The sequence below is a fragment of the Hoeflea marina genome, from assembly GCF_003182275.1.
GTDB classification, from domain to species: Bacteria; Pseudomonadota; Alphaproteobacteria; order Rhizobiales; family Rhizobiaceae; genus Hoeflea; species Hoeflea marina.
Map to the genome: position 1 here is coordinate 553498 of NZ_QGTR01000004.1, position 23394 is coordinate 576891.

General features: G+C 66.2%; 19 protein-coding genes. 2 read left to right on the plus strand and 17 right to left on the minus strand.

Annotated features, from left to right (window positions below):
* Positions 1 to 8: 8 nt before the first annotated feature.
* The 7 genes from DFR52_RS18010 to DFR52_RS18040 form a co-directional block, all read right to left on the minus strand.
* Entirely contained in the window at positions 9 to 875 is an 867-nt protein-coding gene (locus tag DFR52_RS18010; protein WP_110033368.1) for an outer membrane protein assembly factor BamD, read from the minus strand.
* Positions 876 to 1036: 161 nt separating this feature from the next.
* Complete coding sequence (gene lpxC, locus DFR52_RS18015; protein ID WP_110033369.1) at positions 1037 to 1990, minus strand: UDP-3-O-acyl-N-acetylglucosamine deacetylase; 954 nt, start codon at positions 1988 to 1990, stop codon at positions 1037 to 1039.
* A 287-nt stretch (positions 1991 to 2277) separates the two neighbouring features.
* Complete coding sequence (ftsZ, locus tag DFR52_RS18020) at positions 2278 to 3960, minus strand: cell division protein FtsZ (protein ID WP_110033370.1); 1683 nt, start codon at positions 3958 to 3960, stop codon at positions 2278 to 2280.
* 54 nt (positions 3961 to 4014) lie between these two features.
* Complete coding sequence (ftsA, locus tag DFR52_RS18025) at positions 4015 to 5343, minus strand: cell division protein FtsA (RefSeq protein WP_110033371.1); 1329 nt, start codon at positions 5341 to 5343, stop codon at positions 4015 to 4017.
* On the minus strand, positions 5340 to 6269 hold the full coding sequence (locus DFR52_RS18030; RefSeq protein ID WP_245415393.1) for a cell division protein FtsQ/DivIB: 930 nt from the start codon (positions 6267 to 6269) through the stop codon (positions 5340 to 5342). The genes ftsA and DFR52_RS18030 overlap by 4 nt, the downstream gene beginning before the upstream one ends.
* A complete protein-coding gene (locus DFR52_RS18035) occupies positions 6257 to 7183 on the minus strand; it encodes a D-alanine--D-alanine ligase (RefSeq protein ID WP_110033372.1) in 927 nt (308 codons plus the stop codon). Before DFR52_RS18035 ends, DFR52_RS18030 begins: the two co-directional genes overlap by 13 nt.
* Positions 7184 to 7381: 198 nt before the next feature.
* Positions 7382 to 8698, minus strand: coding sequence for an MBOAT family O-acyltransferase (locus tag DFR52_RS18040; RefSeq protein ID WP_158284997.1), 1317 nt, complete (start codon positions 8696 to 8698; stop codon positions 7382 to 7384).
* A gap of 302 nt (positions 8699 to 9000) precedes the next feature.
* Between DFR52_RS18040 and DFR52_RS18045 the strand changes: the two genes are divergently transcribed.
* Both DFR52_RS18045 and DFR52_RS18050 read left to right on the plus strand, forming a co-directional pair.
* Positions 9001 to 10107 (plus strand): DmpA family aminopeptidase, encoded by a 1107-nt coding sequence (locus tag DFR52_RS18045; protein ID WP_110033374.1) that lies wholly within the window; start codon positions 9001 to 9003, stop codon positions 10105 to 10107.
* Between the two features lie 158 nt (positions 10108 to 10265).
* Positions 10266 to 11039 (plus strand): EAL domain-containing protein, encoded by a 774-nt coding sequence (locus tag DFR52_RS18050; protein WP_110033375.1) that lies wholly within the window; start codon positions 10266 to 10268, stop codon positions 11037 to 11039.
* A gap of 48 nt (positions 11040 to 11087) precedes the next feature.
* Here DFR52_RS18050 and murB read toward each other — a convergent pair whose 3' ends face one another.
* The 10 genes from murB to ftsL all read right to left on the minus strand — a co-directional run bounded on the left by murB (position 11088) and on the right by ftsL (position 23391).
* A complete protein-coding gene (gene murB / locus DFR52_RS18055) occupies positions 11088 to 12065 on the minus strand; it encodes a UDP-N-acetylmuramate dehydrogenase (RefSeq protein WP_110033376.1) in 978 nt (325 codons plus the stop codon).
* Positions 12062 to 13477, minus strand: coding sequence for a UDP-N-acetylmuramate--L-alanine ligase (gene murC, locus DFR52_RS18060; RefSeq protein ID WP_110033377.1), 1416 nt, complete (start codon positions 13475 to 13477; stop codon positions 12062 to 12064). The genes murB and murC overlap by 4 nt, the downstream gene beginning before the upstream one ends.
* Positions 13474 to 14601 (minus strand): UDP-N-acetylglucosamine--N-acetylmuramyl-(pentapeptide) pyrophosphoryl-undecaprenol N-acetylglucosamine transferase, encoded by a 1128-nt coding sequence (locus tag DFR52_RS18065; protein WP_110033378.1) that lies wholly within the window; start codon positions 14599 to 14601, stop codon positions 13474 to 13476. Before DFR52_RS18065 ends, murC begins: the two co-directional genes overlap by 4 nt.
* Positions 14601 to 15761: a putative lipid II flippase FtsW gene (gene ftsW / locus DFR52_RS18070; RefSeq protein ID WP_110033379.1), complete on the minus strand. Its 1161-nt coding sequence runs from the start codon at positions 15759 to 15761 to the stop codon at positions 14601 to 14603. Before ftsW ends, DFR52_RS18065 begins: the two co-directional genes overlap by 1 nt.
* On the minus strand, positions 15754 to 17181 hold the full coding sequence (gene murD / locus DFR52_RS18075; protein ID WP_110033380.1) for a UDP-N-acetylmuramoyl-L-alanine--D-glutamate ligase: 1428 nt from the start codon (positions 17179 to 17181) through the stop codon (positions 15754 to 15756). Before murD ends, ftsW begins: the two co-directional genes overlap by 8 nt.
* Positions 17182 to 17184: 3 nt before the next feature.
* Positions 17185 to 18285: a phospho-N-acetylmuramoyl-pentapeptide-transferase gene (gene mraY, locus DFR52_RS18080; protein WP_110033381.1), complete on the minus strand. Its 1101-nt coding sequence runs from the start codon at positions 18283 to 18285 to the stop codon at positions 17185 to 17187.
* A gap of 21 nt (positions 18286 to 18306) precedes the next feature.
* Positions 18307 to 19740 (minus strand): UDP-N-acetylmuramoylalanyl-D-glutamyl-2,6-diaminopimelate--D-alanyl-D-alanine ligase, encoded by a 1434-nt coding sequence (locus DFR52_RS18085; RefSeq protein WP_110033382.1) that lies wholly within the window; start codon positions 19738 to 19740, stop codon positions 18307 to 18309.
* Positions 19737 to 21206 carry a UDP-N-acetylmuramoyl-L-alanyl-D-glutamate--2,6-diaminopimelate ligase gene (locus DFR52_RS18090; RefSeq protein WP_110033383.1) on the minus strand — a complete coding sequence of 490 codons (1470 nt, stop codon included), beginning with the start codon at positions 21204 to 21206 and terminating at the stop codon, positions 19737 to 19739. The genes DFR52_RS18085 and DFR52_RS18090 overlap by 4 nt, the downstream gene beginning before the upstream one ends.
* Positions 21207 to 21292: 86 nt before the next feature.
* Positions 21293 to 23029 carry a peptidoglycan D,D-transpeptidase FtsI family protein gene (locus tag DFR52_RS18095; protein ID WP_110033384.1) on the minus strand — a complete coding sequence of 579 codons (1737 nt, stop codon included), beginning with the start codon at positions 23027 to 23029 and terminating at the stop codon, positions 21293 to 21295.
* Positions 23026 to 23391 (minus strand): cell division protein FtsL, encoded by a 366-nt coding sequence (gene ftsL / locus DFR52_RS18100; RefSeq protein WP_110033385.1) that lies wholly within the window; start codon positions 23389 to 23391, stop codon positions 23026 to 23028. Before ftsL ends, DFR52_RS18095 begins: the two co-directional genes overlap by 4 nt.
* Between the last annotated feature and the right edge of the window lie 3 nt (positions 23392 to 23394).

Consider the following 23394-nt stretch of genomic DNA (forward strand, 5'->3'; position numbering starts at 1 on the left):
CGCCCGTTTCAGGCGCCGACGAGGCGCGCTCCCGCACGCGAAATCCACGAGCCCTTGTTTTCACGCGGCTCCAGGCCGCCTGTCTTCAGGAGCTTGTAGGAATCGGCGTACCATTGGGAGTCGGGGTAATTGTGGCCCAGCACCGCCGCCGCCGTCTGCGCTTCGCTGGTCAGGCCCATGGCGTAATAGGTCTCGGTGAGGCGGGCCAACGCCTCCTCGATCTGCCGGGTGTTGGGATATTGCTCCACCACGAGCCGGAAGCGGTTGGCCGCGGCAACGAATTCCTTGCGCTCGAGATAGTAGCGGCCGATCTGCATTTCCTTGCCGGCGAGCTGGTCGCGGGCAAAGCGCAGCTTGGTCTGGGAGTCCTCGACATATTCGGAATCCGGAAACCGCTCGATCACCTCGGTGAAGGCGGCGATGGCGCGCGCCGAGGTGCGCTGGTCGCGCGTCACGTCCGGGATCTGCCGGAAATAGGCCAGGCCGACGATGTACTGCGCATAGGCCGCGTCGGCGTCGCCGGGATAGAGGCTGAGATAGCGCGAGGCGGCATTGATGGCCTCCGCATACTGGCCCTGACGGTAGTTGACGAAGGCGTTCATCACCATCGCCTTGCGGGCGTACTCGGAATAGGGATGCTGGCGGTCGATCGCGTCGAACTTGCGCCCGGCCTCGGTCAATTGGCCGGCATTGAGGTTGGCGAGACCCTCGTTGTAGAGCACGTCCGCGGGATCGATGGTCTGGACATAGGCGGTGATGTCGATGTCCGGATCGCTCTGGCAACCGCCCAACAGCGACGCGACGCCGATAAATCCAGCCGCGGCAAAGGCGATACGCATGCCGCGCCGCTGTCCGTCAAAACCCGAGAACACCATCTGCAAACCTCTCAAGAGCCGGGCAGCGAAATCGCCGCACGGTCGATCAACCGCGTTTCTAGCCGGAAACGCCGTACATTCGCAATGTCATGATGGCGCTTTGCCGCAAATTTGTGGCACGGCCCCGGACAAACAAAGTATTGCCGGCTTCGGGAAGAGGATCAGACCGACCAGGGGGCGAACACCGGAGCGCTGACGGCAACCAGTTCGCCATGGCGAACGGAGTTGCGCCGGGCCGGAGCCTCGACCACGTCATAGGCATTCGAATCGGCCAGCAGCGCCCGCAGCGCCATGGCGTTGAGCCTGTGCCCGCCGCGATAGGACCGGTAGCAGCCGATGAACTGAGCGCCGGCCAGCGCCAGATCGCCCACGGCGTCGAGCGTCTTGTGCCGGACGAACTCATCGCGGTAGCGCAGGCCTTCGATGTTGATGACCTTGTCATCATCCGAGATCACGACGGAGTTCTCCAGCGACGAGCCGAGCGCATGGCCCGAAGCCCAGAGCCGCTCGACGTCGCGCATGAAGCCGAATGTGCGGGCGCGCGCGAGTTCGCGGCGGAACGTGTCGGCCGTGACCTCGCCCTTCCAGGACTGGCGGCCGATCAGCGGCGTGTCGAAATCGATGTCGATCTCGAAGCGCGTGCCATTGTGCGGCGTGAACTCGGCCCAGGACCCGCCCATCTCGATGCGGACGGGCTTGGTGACGCGGATGTAGCGGCGCTTGACGGCATGGGCGGTCAGGCCGGCGCTGTCGAAGGCCTCGATGAACACGGCGGCGCTGCCGTCCATGATCGGGACTTCGCCCGCGTCGATGTCGATGGCGACATTGTCGATGCCCATCGCATAGAGAGCGGCCATCAGATGCTCGACCGTGGCGATCGACCGGTCGGGTGCCTTGCCGAGCAGCGTGCACAGGTCGGTGGAGCCAACCTGGGACGACACCGCGCGGACGCTGACGACGTCGCCGTTGTCAAGCGAGCGATTGAAAACGATGCCTGTATCGGGATCGGCGGGATGAAAGCTGATCGAGACGTTCTCACCCGAATGCACGCCAATGCCGGACAAGGTTGTTGAACGCGCGATCGTGGTTTGATAGCCGACTACGTCGATACCCATAAGGTTCGCCATTTCCCGTACACTCCGGACGCAAAGGTCCGGCACAGCCCCAAATTATCCAGGGTAACGTCGGTGCTTCCCCGCAGGCGACGATTCCCCAACCCCAAATTTCGACCGCAAGATACGGCGGCCACTGTAACTTTCCAAATCACGCTTTCTTTCGTTTTGTTACGAAACTGAAACGGACACGCGGAAAAGATAGATCATGCTTTACAAAGGGTTAACCAAGGCAACACGGCGACCCGAAGGCCGCCGTGTGATCGTTTGTTACAGTCGCCGGCGACGGCTCATTTGACCTGGCGGCGCAGGAAGGCCGGAATTTCCAGCTGGTCATCTTCGCTCATGCCGCGAGCCTGCGGTGTGACCCTGCCCTGATCGTCGAGCTGGCCGCGGCGCGGGGCATAGACGCTGGCTTCGGCGGACAGCGGACGGCGCTGCGGTGCGGGAGCAGCCTGGGCGGACTGGGCCGCCTGCTCTTCCTCGCGCATGCCCAGCGTGTGCGACAGCCGCTTGAGCAGGCCCATCGGGCCGCGCTCGTCGACGACGCCGTTGTGCTGTGCCTGGCGATGCTCCATCTCGGCCTTGACCACCGGCGGGAAATCCTCGACCCGCGGCATCCGCATGGGCTCGGCCTCGCTGCGCAAGACCGGCTGCGGCTGCGGGACGGCAACCTGCTGAACGGCGGCTGGACGGGCTGCCTGCATCGGTGCGGGAGCGGCCGCGGGCGGCGCCTGGAAGATGCGGTTCTGCGGCTGGAATTCCGGCTTGGCGGTCGCATGCGGCAGGCTCGACCCCATCGACATGTCCAGTTCGGCGGCGATGTCGAGTTCATGCTCGATTTCGGCTTCGGCGGCGCGAATGGTCTCCGCCACGGTGTCCCGTGCCGGTGCCTGCGGCGCGGGGGCTGCCTGCTGCACCTGCGGACGCGGTGCGGCGGCCGGTGCCGCGGCCGGACGCGGCGCGGTGCGCTGCGGCAGCGGCGGACGGGCGTCCATGGCGCCGGCGGCGCGATCGATGCCGGTGGCAACGACCGAGACGCGGATCAGGCCTTCCAGCGCCTCGTCGAAGGTGGCGCCGAGGATGATGTTGGCGTCGGCGTCGACTTCCTCGCGGATGCGGGTCGCGGCTTCATCGACTTCGAACAGCGTCATGTCACGGCCGCCGGTGATCGAGATCAGCAGGCCCTGGGCGCCCTTCATCGTGGTTTCGTCAAGCAGCGGATTGGCGATCGCTGCTTCGGCGGCAGCCATTGCGCGTCCTTCGCCCGAGGCTTCGCCGGTGCCCATCATGGCGCGACCCATCTCGCGCATCACCGAACGGACGTCGGCGAAGTCGAGATTGATCAGGCCTTCCTTGACCATCAGGTCGGTGATGCAGGCCACGCCCGAATAGAGCACTTGGTCGGCCATCGCGAAGGCGTCGGCGAAGGTGGTCTTGTCGTTGGCGATGCGGAACAGGTTCTGGTTCGGGATCACGATGAGCGTGTCGACGCATTTCTGCAGCTCTTCGATGCCCTGCTCGGCCAGGCGCATGCGGCGCTGGCCTTCGAAGTGGAACGGCTTGGTGACGACGCCGACGGTGAGGATGCCCTTGTTGCGGGCGGCCTGGGCCACGATCGGGGCCGCACCGGTGCCGGTGCCGCCGCCCATGCCCGCGGTGACGAAGCACATGTGGGTGCCGTTGAGGTGATCGAGGATCTCGTCGATGCACTCCTCGGCGGCCGCGCGGCCGACTTCCGGCTGCGATCCGGCGCCAAGGCCTTCGGTCACCGCCGCACCGAGCTGGATGATCCGTTCGGCCTTCGACATGGTCAGCGCCTGGGCGTCGGTGTTGGCGACAACGAAGTCGACACCCTGCAAGCCGGCATTGATCATGTTGTTGACGGCGTTGCCGCCGCCGCCGCCGACGCCGAATACGGTGATCCGGGGCTTCAACTCAGTGATGTCCGGCTTCTGCAACTTGATAGTCATGGCACCCGTTCCTTCCGTGGTATGGCCGCACCGCCGCGTCGGCCAATTCTTGAATTAAAAGCTGTCTCGCAGCCACCTGCCCACATGGACAAGGCGACCACCGGTACCGGTCATCGCGGTGATACCGCGCTGAGCTGTCCCGTGGGTTTCCAGATGTGCGAGCTGCGGATAGATCATCAGACCCACCGCAGTGGAAAATGCAGGGCCCTTTGCCGCAGCCGGCAGGCCCGATACGCCAAGCGGCCGGCCGATGCGCACATTGCGCGCCAGGATCCGCCGAGCGACTTCGCTCAGACCGGTGAGCTGGCTTGCGCCGCCGGTGAGCACGATGCGCTTGCCGACGATGGAGCCGTAGCCCGACTGCTGGATGCGCTCGCGAATGAGTTCGAGGGTCTCCTCGACCCGGGCACGGACGATGCGCGCCACCAGACCGCGGGGCACCTGCACCGGCTGGTCGCGCTCGTCCTCGCCGATAGGCGGAACCGAGACCACGTCGCGGTCCTCGCTCGCCTGCGGCAGCGCCGAGCCGTGCACGACCTTGATTCGCTCTGCGTCCTCTAGCCGTGTCGACAGGCCGCGAGCCAGATCCATGGTGACATGATGGCCGCCGATGGCGATGGCGTCGGCATGCACCAGCTTGCCTTCGGCGAAGACCGAGATCGTCGTGGTGCCGCCGCCCAGATCGATGGTGGCGCAGCCCATTTCGGCCTCGTCCGTCACCAGCGCGGCAAGCCCGGAGGCATAGGGCGTGGCGACCATGGCCTCGACCGAGAGATGGGCGCGGTTGATGCAGAGTTCGAGATTCTTCAGCGGCGCCCGGTCGGCACTCATCACATGCATCTCGACGCCGAGCACGTCGCCGAACATGCCGCGCGGATCGCGCACGCCGCGCTCTCCATCGAGCGTGTAGCCGGACGGAATGGAATGCAGGACCGCGCGCTCATGCGGATGCGACTGGCGCGTTGCGGCGGAGACGACCTTGTTGAGGTCGGCCTGCGCCACCTCATGGCCACCGAGATTGACCGAGGCCGCATGGGTCTCGCTGTTGAGACGGCCGGCGGTGACGTTGACGATGAGCGATTCGACGGTGACGCCGGCCATGCGTTCGGCGGCATCGACGGCGAGCCGCACAGAGCTTTCCACCGCGTCCATATCGGCGATCACGCCGGCCTTGAGCCCGCGCGACTTCTGGTGGCCGATGCCGAGGATCTCGATCTTGTGGGTCCGCCCCGCAAGCAGCTCGACGGCTTCGACCGGCGTCAGCCGGCCGATCATGCAGACCACCTTGGACGAGCCAATGTCGAGCACGGTGACGATGCTGGGGCGCTTGCTCGAAAGCGGCTTGAGACGCGGAAGCATGGAGGAGGAGCGGAAGAAGTTCATGTGCGCTTGCTCGCCTTGATGGCCTTGTCGCGCAGGGTCAGTGCCTTTTCGCGGCGCTCGAGCGACGCGGGCGACAGCCTGAGCGTGATGCGGTCTTCGAGGCGGAGATCCACGAGGGTGATGTCGCGGTCGAGCACGCCGCGGCCGCCATCGAAGGCATAGAAGCGGTCGAAGGCGGCTTCGACATCGTGTTCGGGCAGGCTGATGGTGACGCCGTTGTCGAGCCGCAGGTCCCAGCGGCGGTCGGCCACCCGGATCGCTGCCTTGACCCGGGCGCGGATGTCGGGATGAAACAGCAGCCGCGCTTCCAACTCGTCGGCATGGCGGTCGGCCCCGAGGCCGACATAGAGCGGCAGCTCGGCGTGACGGGCGCCGGTCAGCGGGGCGATGATGTCGCCGCGCGCATCGATCAGCGACAGGTCGGTTCCATGCTGCCAGATGCCGGCGGCCTGGCGTTCCGTGACCTGGATGGAGAGGGCGCGCGGATAGACCTTGCTCACCTTGGCATCGGCGATCCAAGGCAGGCCGATCAGCGACTGCCGGGCGGCATCGGCGCTCAGCGCGATCACCGATGTGGTGCCGTCGAGGCCGAGCTGCTGCAGGATGTCGATGTCGGAGGTCTCGGTGTTGCCGGCGATGGTGATGTCTTCAAGCGCGAAGCCGGCGCCGGTGGTAAGCGCCTGACTCACGGATTCGGTATGGCCGCCCAGCGACATGCCGTAGAGGCCGGTGGCGACGAACAGCGCCGCGACGCCGACCGAGCCGACATGGGCGGGAATGGCAACGCGGCCGCCGGCAAGTGCGGCCAGAAAGCGGACCGGCCGGCGCATGACGCGCGGCAGCACCAGAGCGTCGCGAAGCGCGTGGCGCCCTGCGATCTCTCCGGTCAGACCGGCTGTTGCCCTGGTTCCCGTCAACGGCGACACGATGCGTCCTCCACCATCCAGCTTACGAATTCTTCAAAACTGTGTCCGGCATGCCGGGCCAGTTCAGGCGCCAAAGACGTCGGTGTCATGCCCGGCTGGGTGTTGACCTCGAGCCAGACAACCTCGCCGTTGGGAGAAAACCGGTCATCGTAACGGAAGTCCGACCTGCTCACGCCGCGGCATCCGATTGCCTGATGCGCCTTCAAAGCCAATGATCGTATTTTTTGGTAAACAATTGGTGAAATTTCCGCCGGGCAGATGTGGTTAGAGCCACCTGCGAGATATTTTGAATCATAATCATAGAAGCCGTGACCCACCGGAACGATCTCTGTGACGCCGAGCGCCACATCGCCCATGATCAGGCATGTCAATTCGCGTCCGTGGACGAATCGTTCGACCATGACCCGGTCGCCGTATCGCCATTCGCTCGAGGTGATCACCTGCGGCGGGTGCGGCTCGCCTTCGCGCACGATCACCACTCCGAAACTCGATCCCTCGTTGACCGGCTTGACCACATAGGGTGGCTTCATCGGGTGGGCGGAGGTGATGTCGAAGCGGTTCATCACCTTGGATTCGGCGACCGGCACGCCCGCGGCCCTGGCGACGATCTTCGCCAGTTTCTTGTCCATCGCCAGCGCGGAGGAGAGCACGCCGGAGTGGGTATAGGGAATGTCGAGAAATTCGAGCACGCCCTGGATGGTGCCGTCCTCGCCGAAGGGCCCGTGCAGCGCATTGAAGCAGACGTCGGGCTTGAGGTCGCGCAAGGTTGCGGCGATGTCGTGATCGACATCGACACGGGTGACCTGGTAGCCGGCCGTTTCAAGCGCATCGGCGCAGGCATTGCCCGACGCCAGGCTCACCGGCCGCTCTGAGGAAAACCCGCCCATCAGGACTGCCACGTGTCTGTCGCCCATTCTCACCCCTTCATCGCCCCCGGACGGGCGCGGCGCCCCGCGGCCGATCCGCCTGCCGCGGCCGTTTTCGGCTCCGACTCATCAGGCGCCCGGTCATTGCTTCTAGGAATCAGAGGTTTGCGGGCGGCGCAAGTCTACAAACAGACTCCTCATCATTGAGGGCGGCGGGATGCGGCGGCCTTCGCATGCGCAAAGCCGCTAGAAGCCGAGGAGGGCTGGGAGGATGCGGCTGCCATGATGGAAGTGGTCATGGATGAAGGCGATGGTCAGCACGTTGGAATTGAGCACCAGAAAGAAGCCGACCACGCCGCTCGGCAGCGAATCATGCAGGTAAAGCCGCCTGCCGATCTCCGAGATCTGGTCCTCGCGGCGGTCATGGAACTTCCAGAAGCCCTGCCAGGCGATGGTGAGCTCGAACAGGGCCAGCTGCACAAGCGGAAACAGCAGGATGGAGGTCCAGGCGGGGAAGTGCCAGAAGCCGCTGTAGGCGAAGACGCAGAAAAATCCGAGCCGGCGCTTGCGCATGCCTCCGGACGGAAAGAACACCTCCTCGCGCAGGAACACCCCGGTCTGCACATGCCAGCGTCGCCAGAAATCCATGATGTCGCGCGACAGGATCGGCCAGTTGGAATTCTCCGGCACCCTGATGCCCATCAGCAGGTTCATGCCGATGACGCCGTCGCTGAGCGCCGAGATGAACAGCATCATCCGGAAGGCGAAGAGATACATCATCAGCCACAGATGCCCCGGCTCGGCGCTGCCCGCATCGGCGAACAGGGTGTCGGTGAAGGGGCCGAAATAGCCGAAGCGGTAGAAATGGTCGATGTTGAAGAAGTGAAACAGGATCAGGAACTTGCCCAGGCCCATGAGAATGCGCAGCCAGCCCTTGAACTGGTTCTTCGCCGTCTGCCGCTGCTTGCAGGTGGCCACCTCCTCGCCGAACTGCGCGAACTTCTGGTAGGGCCCGAACCAGAACGAGGCGAAGTGCACGACATAGAGCAGGAAGTCCGCGAAGGCCTCGGGCACGAACGGATCGACACGGCCCTTGCAGGCCATGTGCAGGTAATGCAGCGAGCGGAAGACGAAGAACGCCGGGCCCCAGAACAGCACCAGCTCGCCAACGCTCATGAACGGGCCGAACTGCGGCAGCGTGATGAAGAAGAGCGGGAAGTACAGCCCGTTGACGACCACCCAGCCGACAAGCAGCGGCAGCCCGTGGCGGCCGCGCCTGAGCGCCCATCGCTGCAGCACCCGCGCCAGCAGCCAGACGCCGACCGCCGCCGCCAGCAGCAGGGAGGTGAAGATCAGCCCGGTCATGACCAGCAGGCAGGCGAGCCCCAACAGCGTCAGGCCGAGCCTGACAGACCGCTGCCGGCACAGCCAGACCACGGCGACGCCTAGAATGCCCAGATTGATGGCGAAGGGAGCACGCAGCAGTTCCAGCAGCGGTATCTTGTTGATGCTGAGCTCCTGCGCCAGATCAAGCGCGAAAACCCCGTAGAGCAGACTATTCAATACACATGTCCATTCCCGTTGATCGGCGTGCCACGGCGGAGACGTCCGGCCTCGCAGCCGAATATCGCCCATGCGCCGTGAGCGCCAGCCTCTCCCTGCCCGCGCTACAAGCCGAACGTCCGCCACAATTGCGGCTTTGGCGAGGAATTTCCACCCCCCGCCCCGGTTTTCCGAAACTCAGGCCCCGCCAGGGGACCGGCCGGAGACGCAATCGGCAATGCGGGCGGGATTGCCGCATCGATGCCGCCGGCCCACAATGAGCGCCAGCCACCTGCCCGAGCCACCGAGCGAGACGGACCGACATGACAAACTCCGCCTGGACATCGACGCCCTCCGGCCGGATGCGCGCCCGCGGCCTGGGTCTCGCCTTCGAGGGCAGGCCCGGCCCCGCCAACGCCATCACCGACGTGCCCGGCGTGAGCGTCGGCTATTCGACCATCATCTCCGGCGACGGTCCGCTGGTGGTGGGCCGGGGCCCGGTGCGCACCGGCGTGACGGCGATCCTGCCCCGACCGCGGCAGGCGATCGGCGAGCCGGTCTTCGCCGGCTTCTTCAGCCTCAACGGCAACGGCGAACTCTCGGGCACGCACTACATCGAGGAGGCGGGCAAGTTCTCGCTACCGGTCACCATCACCAACACGCACTCCTGCGGGCTTGCCCGCGACGCCACCATCCGCTGGGCGGTCAGGCATTTCGGCGCGCGTTACTCGGACACCTTCTCGCTGCCCGTAGCGGCCGAGACCTATGACGGGTTTCTGAATGACATCAATGGCTTCCATGTCCAGGACCGGCATGTGTTCGAGGCCATCGACGGGGCTGCGGGCGGGTCGATCGAGGAAGGCAGCGTCGGCGGCGGCACCGGCATGAAATGCTTCGGCTTCAAGGCCGGCTCGGGCACCGCCTCGCGGCTGGTGGAGTATGGAGAAGAGACCTTTACCGTCGGCGTCTTCGTGCAGGCCAATTTCGGCACCCGCAGGCATCTCACCGTGCTCGGCCGCAATATCGGCGCCCTGCCCGGGCTGCCCGAGATGCAAAGCGGCGCGCCCGACCGCGAGCTGAGCTCGATCATCGCCGTGGTCGCCACCGACGCGCCGCTGCTGCCGCATCAGTTGAAGCGGCTCGCCCGCCGCGTCACCTTCGGCGTCGGCCGCACCGGCGGGCTTGCCAACCACGGCTCGGGCGACCTGTTCCTCGCTTTCTCCACCGCCAACACCGGCCTCGGCGGCGCCGCAGCGCCAAGGATCCTCACTGCCCGTTACGTGCCAGACGAGGACATGGACCCTTTGTTCGAGGCGGTGGCGCAGGCGACGGAAGAAGCCATCCTCAACTCGATGATCGCCAACGAAACGATGACCGGCCGCGACCGCAATGTCGTGCCGGCTCTGCCGCATGGGGTAACGGCGGGATGACCCGGATCAATCGCGACGATCCGGCATCGAGCAACCGGCCACCGGGCATATGATTGAACACGGATGGCTAAAGAACACGGTGAAAAGCTAACCTTTCCGCAATCCTGGAATTGTACACAAGCCCACGATCATGATTGCGGCAATCCAGGAACTTCGAAATGTCAGCCAAATCACCCTGTGCAGGCTGCAGGAACACTGATCCGAAATCCTTTGCCATTCCGTTTACCATGGCTTTTCAGCCGATCATCGATGTCTCCGCGGGCGACATCTGGGGTTACGAGGCGCTGGTTCGCGGGATGGGCGGACAGTCGGCTGCCGAGGTTCTGGCCGAGGTCACCGACCAAAACCGCTATGCCTTCGACCAGGCCTGCCGGGTCACTGCCATCGAACTTGCCGGCAAGCACATGCCGTCTGCGTCGACCGCCATCCTTTCCGTCAATTTCCTTCCCAACGCGGTCTATGAACCACGGGCCTGCATCCGCGCCACTCTGGAGGCTGCCGCCCGTTCGGATTTTGCCCCCCATCGGCTGATGTTCGAGTTCACCGAAAACGAGGCCATCCTCGAGTCAGGCCACATCGCCCGTATCGTCGAAACCTACAGGGCGATGGGCTTCACCACGGCGCTCGACGATTTCGGCGCAGGCTACGCCGGATTGACCCGCCTGGCACTGCTGCAGACCGACCTGATCAAGCTCGACATGGAACTGGTGCACGACATCGACAAGTCGCTGCCCAAGCGCGCGATCGTCTCGGGCGTCCTCGCCATCTGCAAGGCGCTCGACATAACGGTGCTTGCCGAAGGCGCCGAAACCGAAGCCGAAGTCCGCACATTGCACGAAGCCGGCGTCGACCTGTTCCAGGGCTACTATTTCGCCCGGCCCAAACTGGAGGCGTTCGAGGACTGGGGCGTGGTGGCGGCCAGGGCTGCGTAAAGGGCTGGTTGTCGATTTTCAGCACTTGGCAGCCAAATTTCGTCTTGCTCAGACCAACTGCCCCAAAAACTCCTGCACCGGCTCGCCGGTCCTGAACAGGCCTATGCGCTTGATTTCCCAGTCGAGCCGGACGCCTGAGTTTTCCAGCACGCGGGCGCGGACGGTTTCGCCGAGATATTCGAGCTCGTAGCCCGAGGCCTGGCCGGTGTTGATCATGAAATTGCAGTGCATCGGCGACATCTGCGCGCCGCCGACGGTGAGCCCGCGGCAGCCGGCCTCGTCGATCACCTTCCAGGCCGACAGGCCGGGCGGGTTCTTGAAGGTGGAACCGCCGGTCTTCTCGCGGATCGGCTGCACGGTTTCCCGATGATGCTGCACGGCGTCCATGGCGACGCGGATCTCGTCGCGATCGGCGGGCACGCCCTCGAAAATTGCGCGGGTAAAGATCAGTCCCTGGGGCGCCGAGGAATGCCGGTAGGCATAGCCCATCTCTTCATTGGAAAAGACGTGGGACTTGCCCTGCCGGTCGAAGGCGTGGACCTCGACGACGCGCTCGCGGGTCTCGACGCCATTGGCGCCGGCGTTCATGCGCAGCGCGCCGCCGATGCCGCCGGGAATCCCATGATAGAAATGAAAGCCACCGAGACCTGCCTCCAGGGCCAGTGCGGCAACGCGCTTGTCCGGGCAGGCGGCACCCGCCATCAGCCGAGTCTCGGAGACCTGTTCGGTAGCGCCGAAGCCCTTGGCCGACAGCCGGATGACGACGCCGGGAATGCCGCCGTCGCGCACCAGCAGGTTGGAGCCGATGCCCACCGGCATCACCGGGATGGTCTCGGGAAGCGCCGCCAGGAAGGTGGCGAGATCTGCGTCGTCTTCTGGCTGGAACATCAGCTCCGCCGGGCCGCCGGTGCGGAACCAGGTGATCTTCGACATGTCGAAATCGGGCGTCAGCCGCCCGCGCACGCCGGACATGGAACTGCCCAGCTCCTCGAGCAATCGCGTGCCGTTCACCTGCGTCTGCTTCATCCCTTGCCCCCCGACAGGGCGGCGAGTTCCTTGGGCAGCGCCGCGGCCCACTGGGTGATGTTGCCGGCGCCGAGGCAGACGACGAAGTCACCCGGCTGCGCCAGCGCATGCACAAGCGGCGCGAGATCCGCGGGGCCGTCGACGAGGCGGGCATCGCGGTGGCCGCCAGATTTCAGCCGCGAGACCAGCGTGCCGGAATTGATGCCCTCGATCGGCTCCTCGCCGGCGGAATAGACCGGCGCCAGCACCACGGTGTCGGCGTCGTTGAAGCAGGCGGCGAAATCGTCGAACAGGCTTTCGAGCCGGGTGAAGCGATGCGGCTGCACCACGGCGATGACCCGGCCCTGGCAGGAATCGCGCGCCGCCTTCAGCACCGCCTTGATTTCCACCGGATGGTGGCCGTAGTCGTCGAACACCTCGACGCCGTTCCATGCGCCGGTGTGGGTGAAGCGCCGCTTGACGCCGCCGAACTGGGCCAGACCGCGGGCGATGTCCTCGGGAGACATGCCCAGCTCGTGCGCCACGGTGATGGCGGCGACCGCGTTGGAAACATTGTGCCTGCCCGGCATCGGCAGCCGCAGATCCTTGAGATGCACGATCTCGCCGCTCTTGCGCTTGCGGATCTCGACGTCGAACAGCGAGACGGCGCCCTCCATGCGGTGGTTGGAAAAGCGCACGTCGGACTGCGGGTTCTCGCCATAGGTGATGACGCGGCGATCCTCGATGCGGCTGACCAGCGCCTGCACCTCCGGATGATCGAGGCACATGACGCCGAAGCCGTAGAACGGGACGTTTTCGACGAACTGCCGGAAGGCGGCGCGCACGGCGTCGAAATTGCCGTAGTGATCGAGATGCTCCGGGTCGATGTTGGTGACCACGGCGATGTCGGCGGGCAGCTTGAGGAAGGTGCCATCGGACTCGTCGGCCTCCACCACCATCCAGTCGCCCGCGCCCATGCGCGCATTGGTGCCGTAGGCGTTGATGATGCCGCCGTTGATCACGGTCGGGTCGAGCCCGCCGGCATCCAGCAGGGTGGCGACCATCGATGTGGTGGTGGTCTTGCCGTGCGTGCCGCCGATGGCGATGGCATTGCGGAAGCGCATCAGCTCGGCCAGCATCTCGGCGCGCCGCACGATCGGCAGCAGCTTCTCGCGCGCCGCGATCAGCTCGGGATTGGTCTGGCGGATGGCGGTGGAGACCACCACCACCTCGGCGTCGCCGAGATTGGCCGCCGAATGGCCGATGTGGATCTCGATGCCTTTCTCGCGCAGCCGCTGCACATTGGCGCTTTCTGCCTGGTCGGAGCCCTGCACCTTGTAGCCGAGATTGTTGAGCACCTCGGCAATGCCGCTCATGCCGATGCCGCCGATGCCGATGAAATGCACAAGGCCGATGGTCTGCGGCATCTTCATGACCGCTTGCTCCTGAATTCTGAAATGGACATGCCGGAGGCAATAGCCTCTGCGAGATCGGCAAGCAAGCGCGTGGCGTCGGGTTTTCCCGCCGCCTTTGCCTGCGCCGCCGTGGCCGCCAGCCCGTCCGGGTCGGCCATGCGCTGGGCGATCATGTCGGCGAGAAGCCTGGGCGAGAGCTTCGACTGCGCGATCACCATGGCGCCGCCGCGCTGCATCAGCGCCTCGGCATTGGCCGCCTGGTCGTGGTCGAGCGCATGGGGATAGGGCACCAGGATCGAGGGCCGGCCGATGACCGAGATCTCCGAGACCGTCGAGGCGCCGGAGCGCGAGATCACCAGATGCGCGGCACCGATGCGGGCGGCCATATTGGTGAAGAACGGCGAGACCTCGGCGGCCACGCCGACGGCCTCCAGCCCCACCCGGGCGTTGGCCTCGTCCTCGGGCCGCGCCTGCTGGGTCAGGCGGATGCGGGCGCGGAATTCCGCCGGCAGCAGGCCCAGCGCCTCGGGCACTGCGGTGGCGAAATACTGTGCGCCCTGGCTGCCGCCAAAGACCACGAGATGGAAGGGATCGTCGCCGCGCGACGGGATATAGGCGAGTTCGGCCGCCGCGAGCACCGCCGGGCGCACCGGATTTCCGGTGGTCACGGTGCGGGCGGCGTGCCTTCCGCTGCCTTCGGGCAGGAAGCCGCCCGCAATGGCGGTGACGCGGCCGGCCAGCGCCCGGTTGGCCCGGCCCATGACCGCGTTCTGCTCGTGGATCAGGGTGGGCAGGCCGGCATTGGTGGCCGCCAGCAGCGGCGGCACCGTCGGATAGCCGCCGAAGCCGATGACAGCCACTGGGCGGATGCGCCTGATCAACGCGCCGGCCTGGCGGATGCCCGCAAACAGCGTCCACAGCGAGCGGGCGAGTTTCAGCGGGTTCTTCGAGCCGAGCGTGGCCGAGGGCACGACATGGACAGCATCGGCGGGAAAGCCCTCGGTGAAGCGGGCAACGCGGCTGTCGGTGACCAGATGCACCGGGTGGCCGCGGGACCTGAGTTCATGTGCCAGCGCCTCGGCCGGAAACAGATGCCCGCCGGTGCCGCCGGCCGAGATCAGGATCGGGCCCTGCTCCGCCATCAGTGCTGGGCCTGCGGCATGGCGGCGTGCAGCGGATACGCCTCGCGCGGCCGCGCCCGGCTTTCGGGCCGCCGCCGGGTCAGCGCCAGCAGGAAGCCGGCCGTCAGCGCCACGGCGATCATCGACGAGCCGCCATAGGAGATGAAGGGCAGCGTCATGCCCTTGGCCGGCAGCAGTTCGAGATTGACGCCGATGTTGATGATCGACTGGAAGCCGATGAGCAGCGACAGGCCGGCGACGGCAAGCCGGGTGAAATCATCCTCGAGCCGTCCCGCGCGCGTCAGGCCGCGAATGACGATGAAGGCAAACAGCGTCACCAGCATCATGCAGAACAGGATGCCGAACTCCTCGGCGGCGACGGAGAAGACGAAGTCGGTGTGGCTGTCGGGCAGGATGCGCTTGATGGTGCCCTCCCCCGGTCCCTGGCCAAGCCAGTCGCCGCGGATGATGGCCTCGCGCGCGGTGTCGACCTGGAAGGTGTCGCCGCCCTTGTCGAGAAAGCCGTTGATGCGTTCGGCGACATGCGGGAACACCACATAGGCGGCGAGGAAGCCCGCGATGCCGGCGATCGCCAGCAGCACGATCCACAGCCAGGACATGCCGGCCATGAAGAACATGCCGCCCCAGACCGCCGCCGTCAGCATGGTCTGGCCCAGATCCGGCTGCGCCACCAGCAAGGCGGCGACGATGCCGAACAGCATGATGGCAAACAGGTTGCCGGGAATATCGGGATGGCGGGACCGCTCCGAAAACAGCCAGGCGCAGATGACGACGAAGGCCGGCTTCATGAATTCGGACGGCTGGATGGACAGGCCGAGAACCGAGACCCAGCGCCTCGATCCCTTCACCTCGACGCCGAAATAGAGCGCCATCACCATCATGGCGATGGATGTGATCAGCAGCACCAGCGCCAGCCGGCGCACCTGCCGGGGGGCGAGGAAGGAAACGCCGAACATCACGGCCAGCGCCGGGGCCAGGAACACCGCGTGGCGCTTGACGAAGTGGAAGCTGTCGAGGCCGAGCCGCTCGGCCACAGCGGGACTTGCGGCAAACGACAGCATCAGCCCGACGCCGAGCAGCAGCAGGAACAGTGCCAGGAACGTGCGGTCGATGGTCCAGAACCACTCCGCCATCGCACCGCGTTCGACTCGACTAACCATTTTGCCTCTCCTCAGCCTTCACGGGAATGAGCATTTCAATGCCGTCGAGCCGGGCAACCAGCCCGACGAATGCGTCGCCGCGCAGCTCGAAGTTCCGAAACTGATCGAAACTTGCACAGGCCGGCGACAACAGTACCACAGGTTGCGTGTCGGTTGCAGTGTCCATCGCCGAGTCGCGCGCTGCGTGCTCGACCGCCCGCTCCAGGGTTCCGGCGATCTCGAAGTCCGCCAGCGCGCCGATGGTGGCGGCAAATCCGGCCGCCGCCTCGCCGATCAGATAGGCCTTGGCGACACGGCCGAAGAGCGGTTCCAGCGCGGCGATGCCGCCCTCCTTGGGAAGGCCGCCGGCGATCCAGTAGATGCGCGGATAGCTCGACAGCGCGGGTGCGGCGGCTTCGGCGTTGGTGGCCTTGGAGTCATTGACGAAGACCACCCGTCCACGCCTGCCGACCGGCTGCATTCGGTGCTTGAGGCCGGGAAAGCTGCTGAGGCCGGCACGGATGTCGTCGTCGCCGACGCCGACGGCGCGGCAGGCCGCGATCGCCGCGCAGGCATTCTGGGCATTGTGCGCTCCCCTGAGGGTGGGGATGCCGTCGAGATCAGTGTAATCGCCGACATTGCCGTCGGCGGCGAGCCGGATGCGGCTGCCCTGGGCGAACAGGCCGGGCGCCACCGGCATGTCGCGCGAGATGCGGACCACGTCGTGGCCTTCGGCCTCCAGCTTTCCGGCAATGGCCGCGCACCAGTCGTCGTCGACGCCGACAATGGCCTTGTCGCTGCGCGCCACCAGCCGCGACTTGATCTCGGCGTAATGCGTCATCGAGCCGTGACGGTCGAGATGGTCGGGCGTCAGGTTGAGCAGGATGCCGGCCGACGGATCGAGAGACGGCGCCAGGTCGATCTGGTAGGAGGAGCATTCCACCACATGCACCCGCTCGGCCGACGGCCGCTCGAGCGTCAGGATGGCGGTCCCGATGTTGCCGCCCATCTGCGCGTCGCGCCCGCAGGCGGCGAGAATATGGGAAATCAGCGCGGTGGTGGTGGACTTGCCGTTGGTGCCGGTGATGGCGATGAACGGACTGCCCGGCGCGTGCGCGCGGCGCTCTCGCACGAAGATCTCGATGTCGCCGATGATCTCGATGCCGTTGGCCTGCGCCATCTCCACCGTCCAGTGCGGCTTCGGATCGGTGAGCGGCACGCCCGGCGCGAGCACCAGGCAATCCTGTTCCGACCAGTCAAGCCCGCGCAGGTCGCCGGTCGGAACGCCCTGCGCCTCGGCGGCGGCGACCTGGCCCGGGTTGTCGTCCCATGCCGTGACGAAGGCGCCGCCGGCCTTGAGCGCCAGCGCCGTGGCGAGGCCCGAGCCGCCCAGACCGAAGAGCACGACGTTTCTGGCGGCGAATGTGGTGGCGGCGATCATCGGCTACCTCAGTTTCAGCGTCGCCAGGCCGAGCATGCCCAGGCCCATGGCGATGATCCAGAAACGGATGACGATCTGGCTCTCGGTCCAGCCCAGTTTCTCGAAATGGTGGTGGATCGGCGCCATCAGGAACACCCGCCTGCCCGTCATCTTGAACCAACCGACCTGGATGATCACCGAAAGCGCCTCGATGACGAACAGCCCGCCGATGATCGCCATGACGATTTCGTGCTTGGTGGCGACGGCTACCGAACCGATCAGGCCGCCCAGCGACAGCGATCCGGTGTCGCCCATGAAGATTGCCGCCGGCGGCGCGTTGAACCAGAGGAAGCCCATGCCGGCGCCGATGACCGCCCCGAGGATGACCGCCAGTTCGCCGGTGCCGGGGACGAAGTGGATCTGCAGGTAATTGGCAAACACCGCATTGCCGGCGAGATAGGCGATGGCGCCGAAAGAGGCGGCCGCGATCATCACCGGGACGGTCGCCAGGCCGTCGAGACCGTCGGTCAGGTTGACCGCATTGCCGGCGGCGACGATGACGAAGGCGCCGAAGACGATGAAAAACCAGCCCAGATCAAGCAGCAGGTCCTTGAAGAAGGGAAACGCCACCGAGGAGGCGAAGGCGCTGCTGCTCGACGAGGCCGCCATCGACTGGTGCATGATGAAATAGACCGCGACGCCGGCGATCAGAAACTCGATGCCGAGGCGCGCCTTGCCGGAGAAGCCCTTGTCGGTCTGCTTGGTGACCTTGAGATAGTCGTCGTAGAAGCCGATGGCGCCGAAGCCGAGCGTCACCAGCAGCGTGGTGACCACGTAGACGCTCGACAAGTCCGCCCACAGCAGCGAGGAGCCGACGATGCCCGCCAGGATCATCAATCCGCCCATGGTGGGCGTGCCGGCCTTCTTGAAATGCGTCTGAGGGCCATCGGCGCGGATCGGCTGCCCCTTGCCCTGCCTGAGCCGCAGCGAGGCGATGATTCGCGGCCCGAACAGGAAGACGATCAGCGCCGAGGTGAACATCGCGCCGCCGGTTCGGAATGTGATGTATCTGAAAAGGTTGAAAAATTGTACTTTGTCGGAGAATTCTACAAGCCAAAGGAGCATGTTCGGTGTGCCTCGCGCCGTTCAGGTGTTCCGACCGCTGTCAGGCAGCGCCGGATACTTGTCAAGCAACGCCTTGACGACGCGGCCGAAGCCGATGCCCAGTGAAGATTTGATCATGACCACATCGCCGGCGGAAACCGCGTCGACGAGGTACTCCGCCATCGCGCCTGCGGTGTCGCGATAGATCACCGGCAGCGTGTCGCCAAGCTCGTCCACAAGATGCGTCATCTCCGGTCCGGCGAGGCAGACGAGATCGGCGCCCGCCTCCTGCAGCAGACCGGCCAGGCCGCGATGCAGCTTCTCGGAGAACTGGCCCATTTCCAGCATGTCGCCGAGCACGGCGATGCGCCGTCCGCCCTCCTGCAGCGGCGTGTCGCGCAGGAGCTGCAGCGCCGCCTGCATCGAGGCCGGATTGGCGTTGTAGCTCTCGTCGATCAGCGTGAAGCTGCCGGCCCCGATGGCGAGGCGATGGCGCGCGCCGCGGCCCTTGGCGGCCTGAACGCGGGAGAAGGCGGGAACGACGATGTCCAGCGCCGCGCCGGCAAGCCAGGCCGCACCGAGCACGGCGAGCGCGTTCTGCACCACGTGCCGTCCCGGGGCGCCGACATTGATGTCGATGTCCTCGTTGCCCAGACGCACCGTGATGTTGGACTGCTCGGGCAGCAGCTGGCAGGTCAGCAGCCTTATGTGGGCCTGCTTGTGCTCGCCGAAGGAGCGGATCTGGGAGACGCCGAGTTCCGTCGCGCGCTTCTTGAGCCAGGCGAACCGGTCGTTGTCGCGGTTGAGCAGCACGAAGCCGCCGGGCTCGATGGCCTCCATGATCTCCGCCTTGGCTTCGGCGATCTCGGCGAGATTGCGGAAATTGCCGAGATGCGCGGCGGCGATGGTGGTGATGATGGCGCCGTGCGGCCGGACCATGCCGACCAGCGGCCGGATCTCGCCCGGATGGTTCATGCCGATCTCGAAGATCCCGAAGCGGGCGCTTTCGGGCATCCGCGCCAGCGTCAGCGGCACGCCCCAGTGGTTGTTGAAGGAGGCCGCCGAGGCATGCACCTCGCCGCAGCCGGACAGCACCTGGCGCAGCATCTCCTTCGATGTCGTCTTGCCGACGGAGCCGGTGACGGCGATGATCTTCGCGGTCGATCGCGCGCGTGCGGCGCGTCCCAGATCGGCCAGCGCCTCGAGCACGTCGTCGACGACGATCATCGGCGCCGTCACGCGGCCCAGCGCCGGCAGCTTGGCCTCCGAGACCACCATCAGCCGCGCGCCGTTGGCGGCGGCGATGCTGGCGAAGTCATGGCCGTCGAAACGGTCGCCCTTGATGGCGAAGAAGGCGTCGCCGGCGGCTACCGAGCGCGAATCGATGGAAATGCCGCTGATGCCCTCGGGCAGCATGCCGACCGGGCGGCCGTTCATCGCGGCAACCATGTCGGACGAGGTCCAGAGAAAACTCATGTGGTCAGGGCCTCCAGCGCCTTGCGGATCTCGGTCCTGTCGGAGAAGGGCAGCACCCGGCCTGCGATGGTCTGGCCCTCCTCGTGGCCCTTGCCTGCGACGATGAGCGTGTCACCGGCCTTAAGCATGGACACCGCGCGGCTGATCGCCTCGGCGCGGTCGCCGATCTCGATGGCGCCCGGCGCGGCGATCAGGATGGCGGCGCGGATGTCGGCAGGGACTTCCGAGCGCGGATTGTCGTCGGTGACGATGGTGATGTCGGCGAGCCGGGTGGCGATGCCGCCCATGATCGGCCGCTTGCCACGGTCGCGGTCGCCGCCGCAGCCGAAGACCACGATGACCCGGCCGGTGGTGAAGGGCCGCACGGCGGAGAGCACGTTTTCGAGCGCTTCGGGCTTGTGGGCGTAGTCGACATAGGCCGGCGCGCCGTCGGCAGTCGCGCCCACCAGCTCGAGCCGGCCGGCCGCTCCCTTGAGGGTTTCGAGAGCGGCCATCGCCGTATCCGCGGCCACACCCGAGGCCATTGCCATCCCGGCGGCGACGAGCGCGTTGGAGAGCTGGAAATCGCCGGCCAGTGGCAGATGCACCTCGAAGATGCGACCGTCATGATGGACTTCTGCAATCTGCTTGTGGCGCAGATGCTCGACCCGCTTGAGCGTCAGCAGCCCGCCCCGGCGGCCGACCGTCAGCACTTCGGCGCCTGCCGTCTCCGCGGCCTCGACCGCGCGCGCCGACCAGGGGTCGTCGGCGAAGATCACCGCCGGATCGCCCTTCGGCAGCAGCGTGTCGAACAGCCGCATCTTGGCGGCCATGTAGCTGTCCATGTCGGGATGATAGTCGAGATGGTCATGGCCGAGATTGGTGAAGCCGGCGACGCTGAGCGCCACGCCGTCGAGCCGGCGCTGGTCGAGGCCGTGGCTGGACGCCTCCATTGCCACATGGGTGACCTGGTCGGCGGCGAGTTCGGCCAGCAGCCGGTGCAGCGCCACGGGATCAAGCGTGGTCAGCGTGCCGTAGTCGTTGCGGCCGGGCGCGGTCACGCCCGTCGTTCCGATCATCGCGGCGCGCTCGCCCGCATGGGCCCAGATCTGGCGCAGGAAGGAGGCGACCGAGGTCTTTCCGGCGGTGCCGGTGACGGCGGCGATGACGCGCGGCTGCATGCCGAAGAAGCTCGCCGCCATGCGTGCGAGAACCTGGCGCGGATCGCCGGCCCTCAGCACCGGCACGCCGGCATCGCCGGTGGCAGCCTCGCTGCCCGCGATCACGGCCACGGCGCCGTTGGCGACGGCCTCCGCGACATAGCGGGCGCCGTCGGTTTTCGATCCGCTGAGCGCGAAGAATACGAAGCCGGGCTCGATTGCCCGGCTGTCGGCGCCGAGGCCCGCCACGCGCACGTCCCCCGCGACACCGGGAGGGGAGTCGATGCTGCCGGACGGCAGGGTGCGCAGGAGATCGATAAGCTTCATGGTATCCGATTCACATGAGTTTGATTTGGCCGGCCCGATGCGGCCCGAGGGGTGATGGCCGGCAGCTGTGGCCTCCGAATCCGGTTTCAATATGACAGCGACAACACCTGACCTTCCGCATCGAAGCGAGGCTTGACGCCCAGGAAGCCGACCGAGCGACGAATCACGGCCTGAACCATCGGTGCAGCATTGTTGCCGGCGGTTGCGCCATGCTTGCCATCCTCAGGTTTCGGCTCGTCGATGACGACAAGCACCACATAATCGGGGTTGTCGATCGGAAACGCGGCCAGAAATGCGTTGAACTTGAGCGAGGAGGAGTAGCGGCCGTTGACCACCTTTTCCGCGGTACCGGTCTTGCCGCCGACGCGAAAGCCCTCGACGCGGGCGTTGCGGCCCGAGCCGTTCTCGCCGTTGGCGCGCATCAGCTCGCGCATCTCGTCGCTGGTCTGCGGCTTGACCACCTGGACGGCGACCCTGGCGGCCTCTTCGGCCGTTCGCGGCAGGAAGGTGGGCTCGATCAGCTTGCCGCCGTTCATCAGCGCGGCGCCGGCCACCGCCGTCTGCAGCGGCGTGGTGGCCACGCCGTGGCCGAAGGCGATGGTCATGGAGTTGATCTTCTTCCACTCCCGCGGCTGGGTCGGTGTCGCCACCTCCGGCAGCTCGGTGTCCATGCGCGTGAGCAGGCCGAGCCGGGTGAGGAATTCGCGATGCCCGGCGATGCCGACGAGGTCGGCCATGCGTGCCGATCCGACATTGGAGGAGTGGGTGAAGACCTCGGGGACCGAGAGGATGCGCCGGGTGGCGTGAAAGTCGTGGATCGTGAAGCCGCCGATGCGCAACGGCTTGGTGGCGTCGAAGGTGTCCGACATCTTCACCAGTCCGCTGTCGAGGCCCATGGCGATGGTGAAGGCCTTGAAGGTCGAGCCCATCTCGAAGGTGCCGGCCGACATGCGGTTGAGACGGTCCTTGTCAAGCGCATGCACCGGATCGTTGGGATCGAAATCCGGCAGCGACGCCATGGCGATGACCTCGCCGGTGTGCACGTTGAGCACGACGCCGCCCGCCGCGATCGCCTGGTAGCGGATCATCGCCGCGGCCAGCTCATCGCGCAGCACATGCTGCACCCGGAGGTCGATCGACAGCCGGACCGGCTCCATCTGCTCGTTGATCGTCATGCCGGCGGCGGCGAGATCGCCAAGTCCCTGGCCGTCGACATATTTCTCCATGCCGGCGATGCCCTTGTTGTCGATGTTGACAAGGCCGACGACATGGGAGGCGGTGGGACCGCCGGGATAGAAGCGGCGCTTTTCCGGACGGAAGCCGATGCCGGGAATGCCGAGCGCCAGGATCTGGCTCTGCTGGCGCGGTGTCAGCTGGCGCCGCAGCCACTGGAAGTGCGAGGCAGAGGACAGTTTCCGGTAGGTGCCCTTCATGTCGAGATCGGGCAGCACGGTGGCGAGCAGCTCGATGGCCTCGTCGGGGTCGACGATCTTGTTGGGTTCCGCAAACAGCGAGACGGTGCGGATGTCGGTGGCCAGCACCTCGCCGTTGCGGTCGACGAGGTCCGGGCGCGAGGCCATCAGCTGGTCGCCACGGGCAATCGAGGACACCGTCTCGTTGGAGCGGGCGCCGTACTCGATCAGCCGGCCGCCGATGACCATGTAGAAGATGCTGAAGCAGGCCACGGTGATGATGATGCGGTTTCGCGCCTGCGCGTTCTGCGCCATGCGCACTCCGTCGAATTCGACCGGTCGACGGGGCTCGGACAGGTAGGCGCCGGCGGATCCCGGCTTGCGGCGCAGAAGCGAGAGGACCTGTCTCATTGCGCCACCGATCCGGTCTTGATGTCGGCGTCGGGCTGACCGGTCGCGTCATCGGCGACCACCGGAGCGAACTCCGATGCCGCACCCGGCAGTTCGTCCTTGCCGGCCATCTGGCTGGGCGCCATCGGCTTGAGCTTGAGCTCTGCCTCGTAGGCTGTCGACAGGCTTTGCAGCCGCGAGGGCTGGTTGAGCAGGCTCCAGTCGGCCTCCAGCAGGTCGATGGTCGCCTCCTGCAGCCGGATGGCCGCCTGCAGCTTGCGGACCTGTTCGAGCTTGTCCTCCGCTTCATGCTTGACCTGGTAGGTGAAGGCGGCCGCGGCGATCATCGCGGAGATCATGATCAGATCGAGGGTACGCAGCATCGG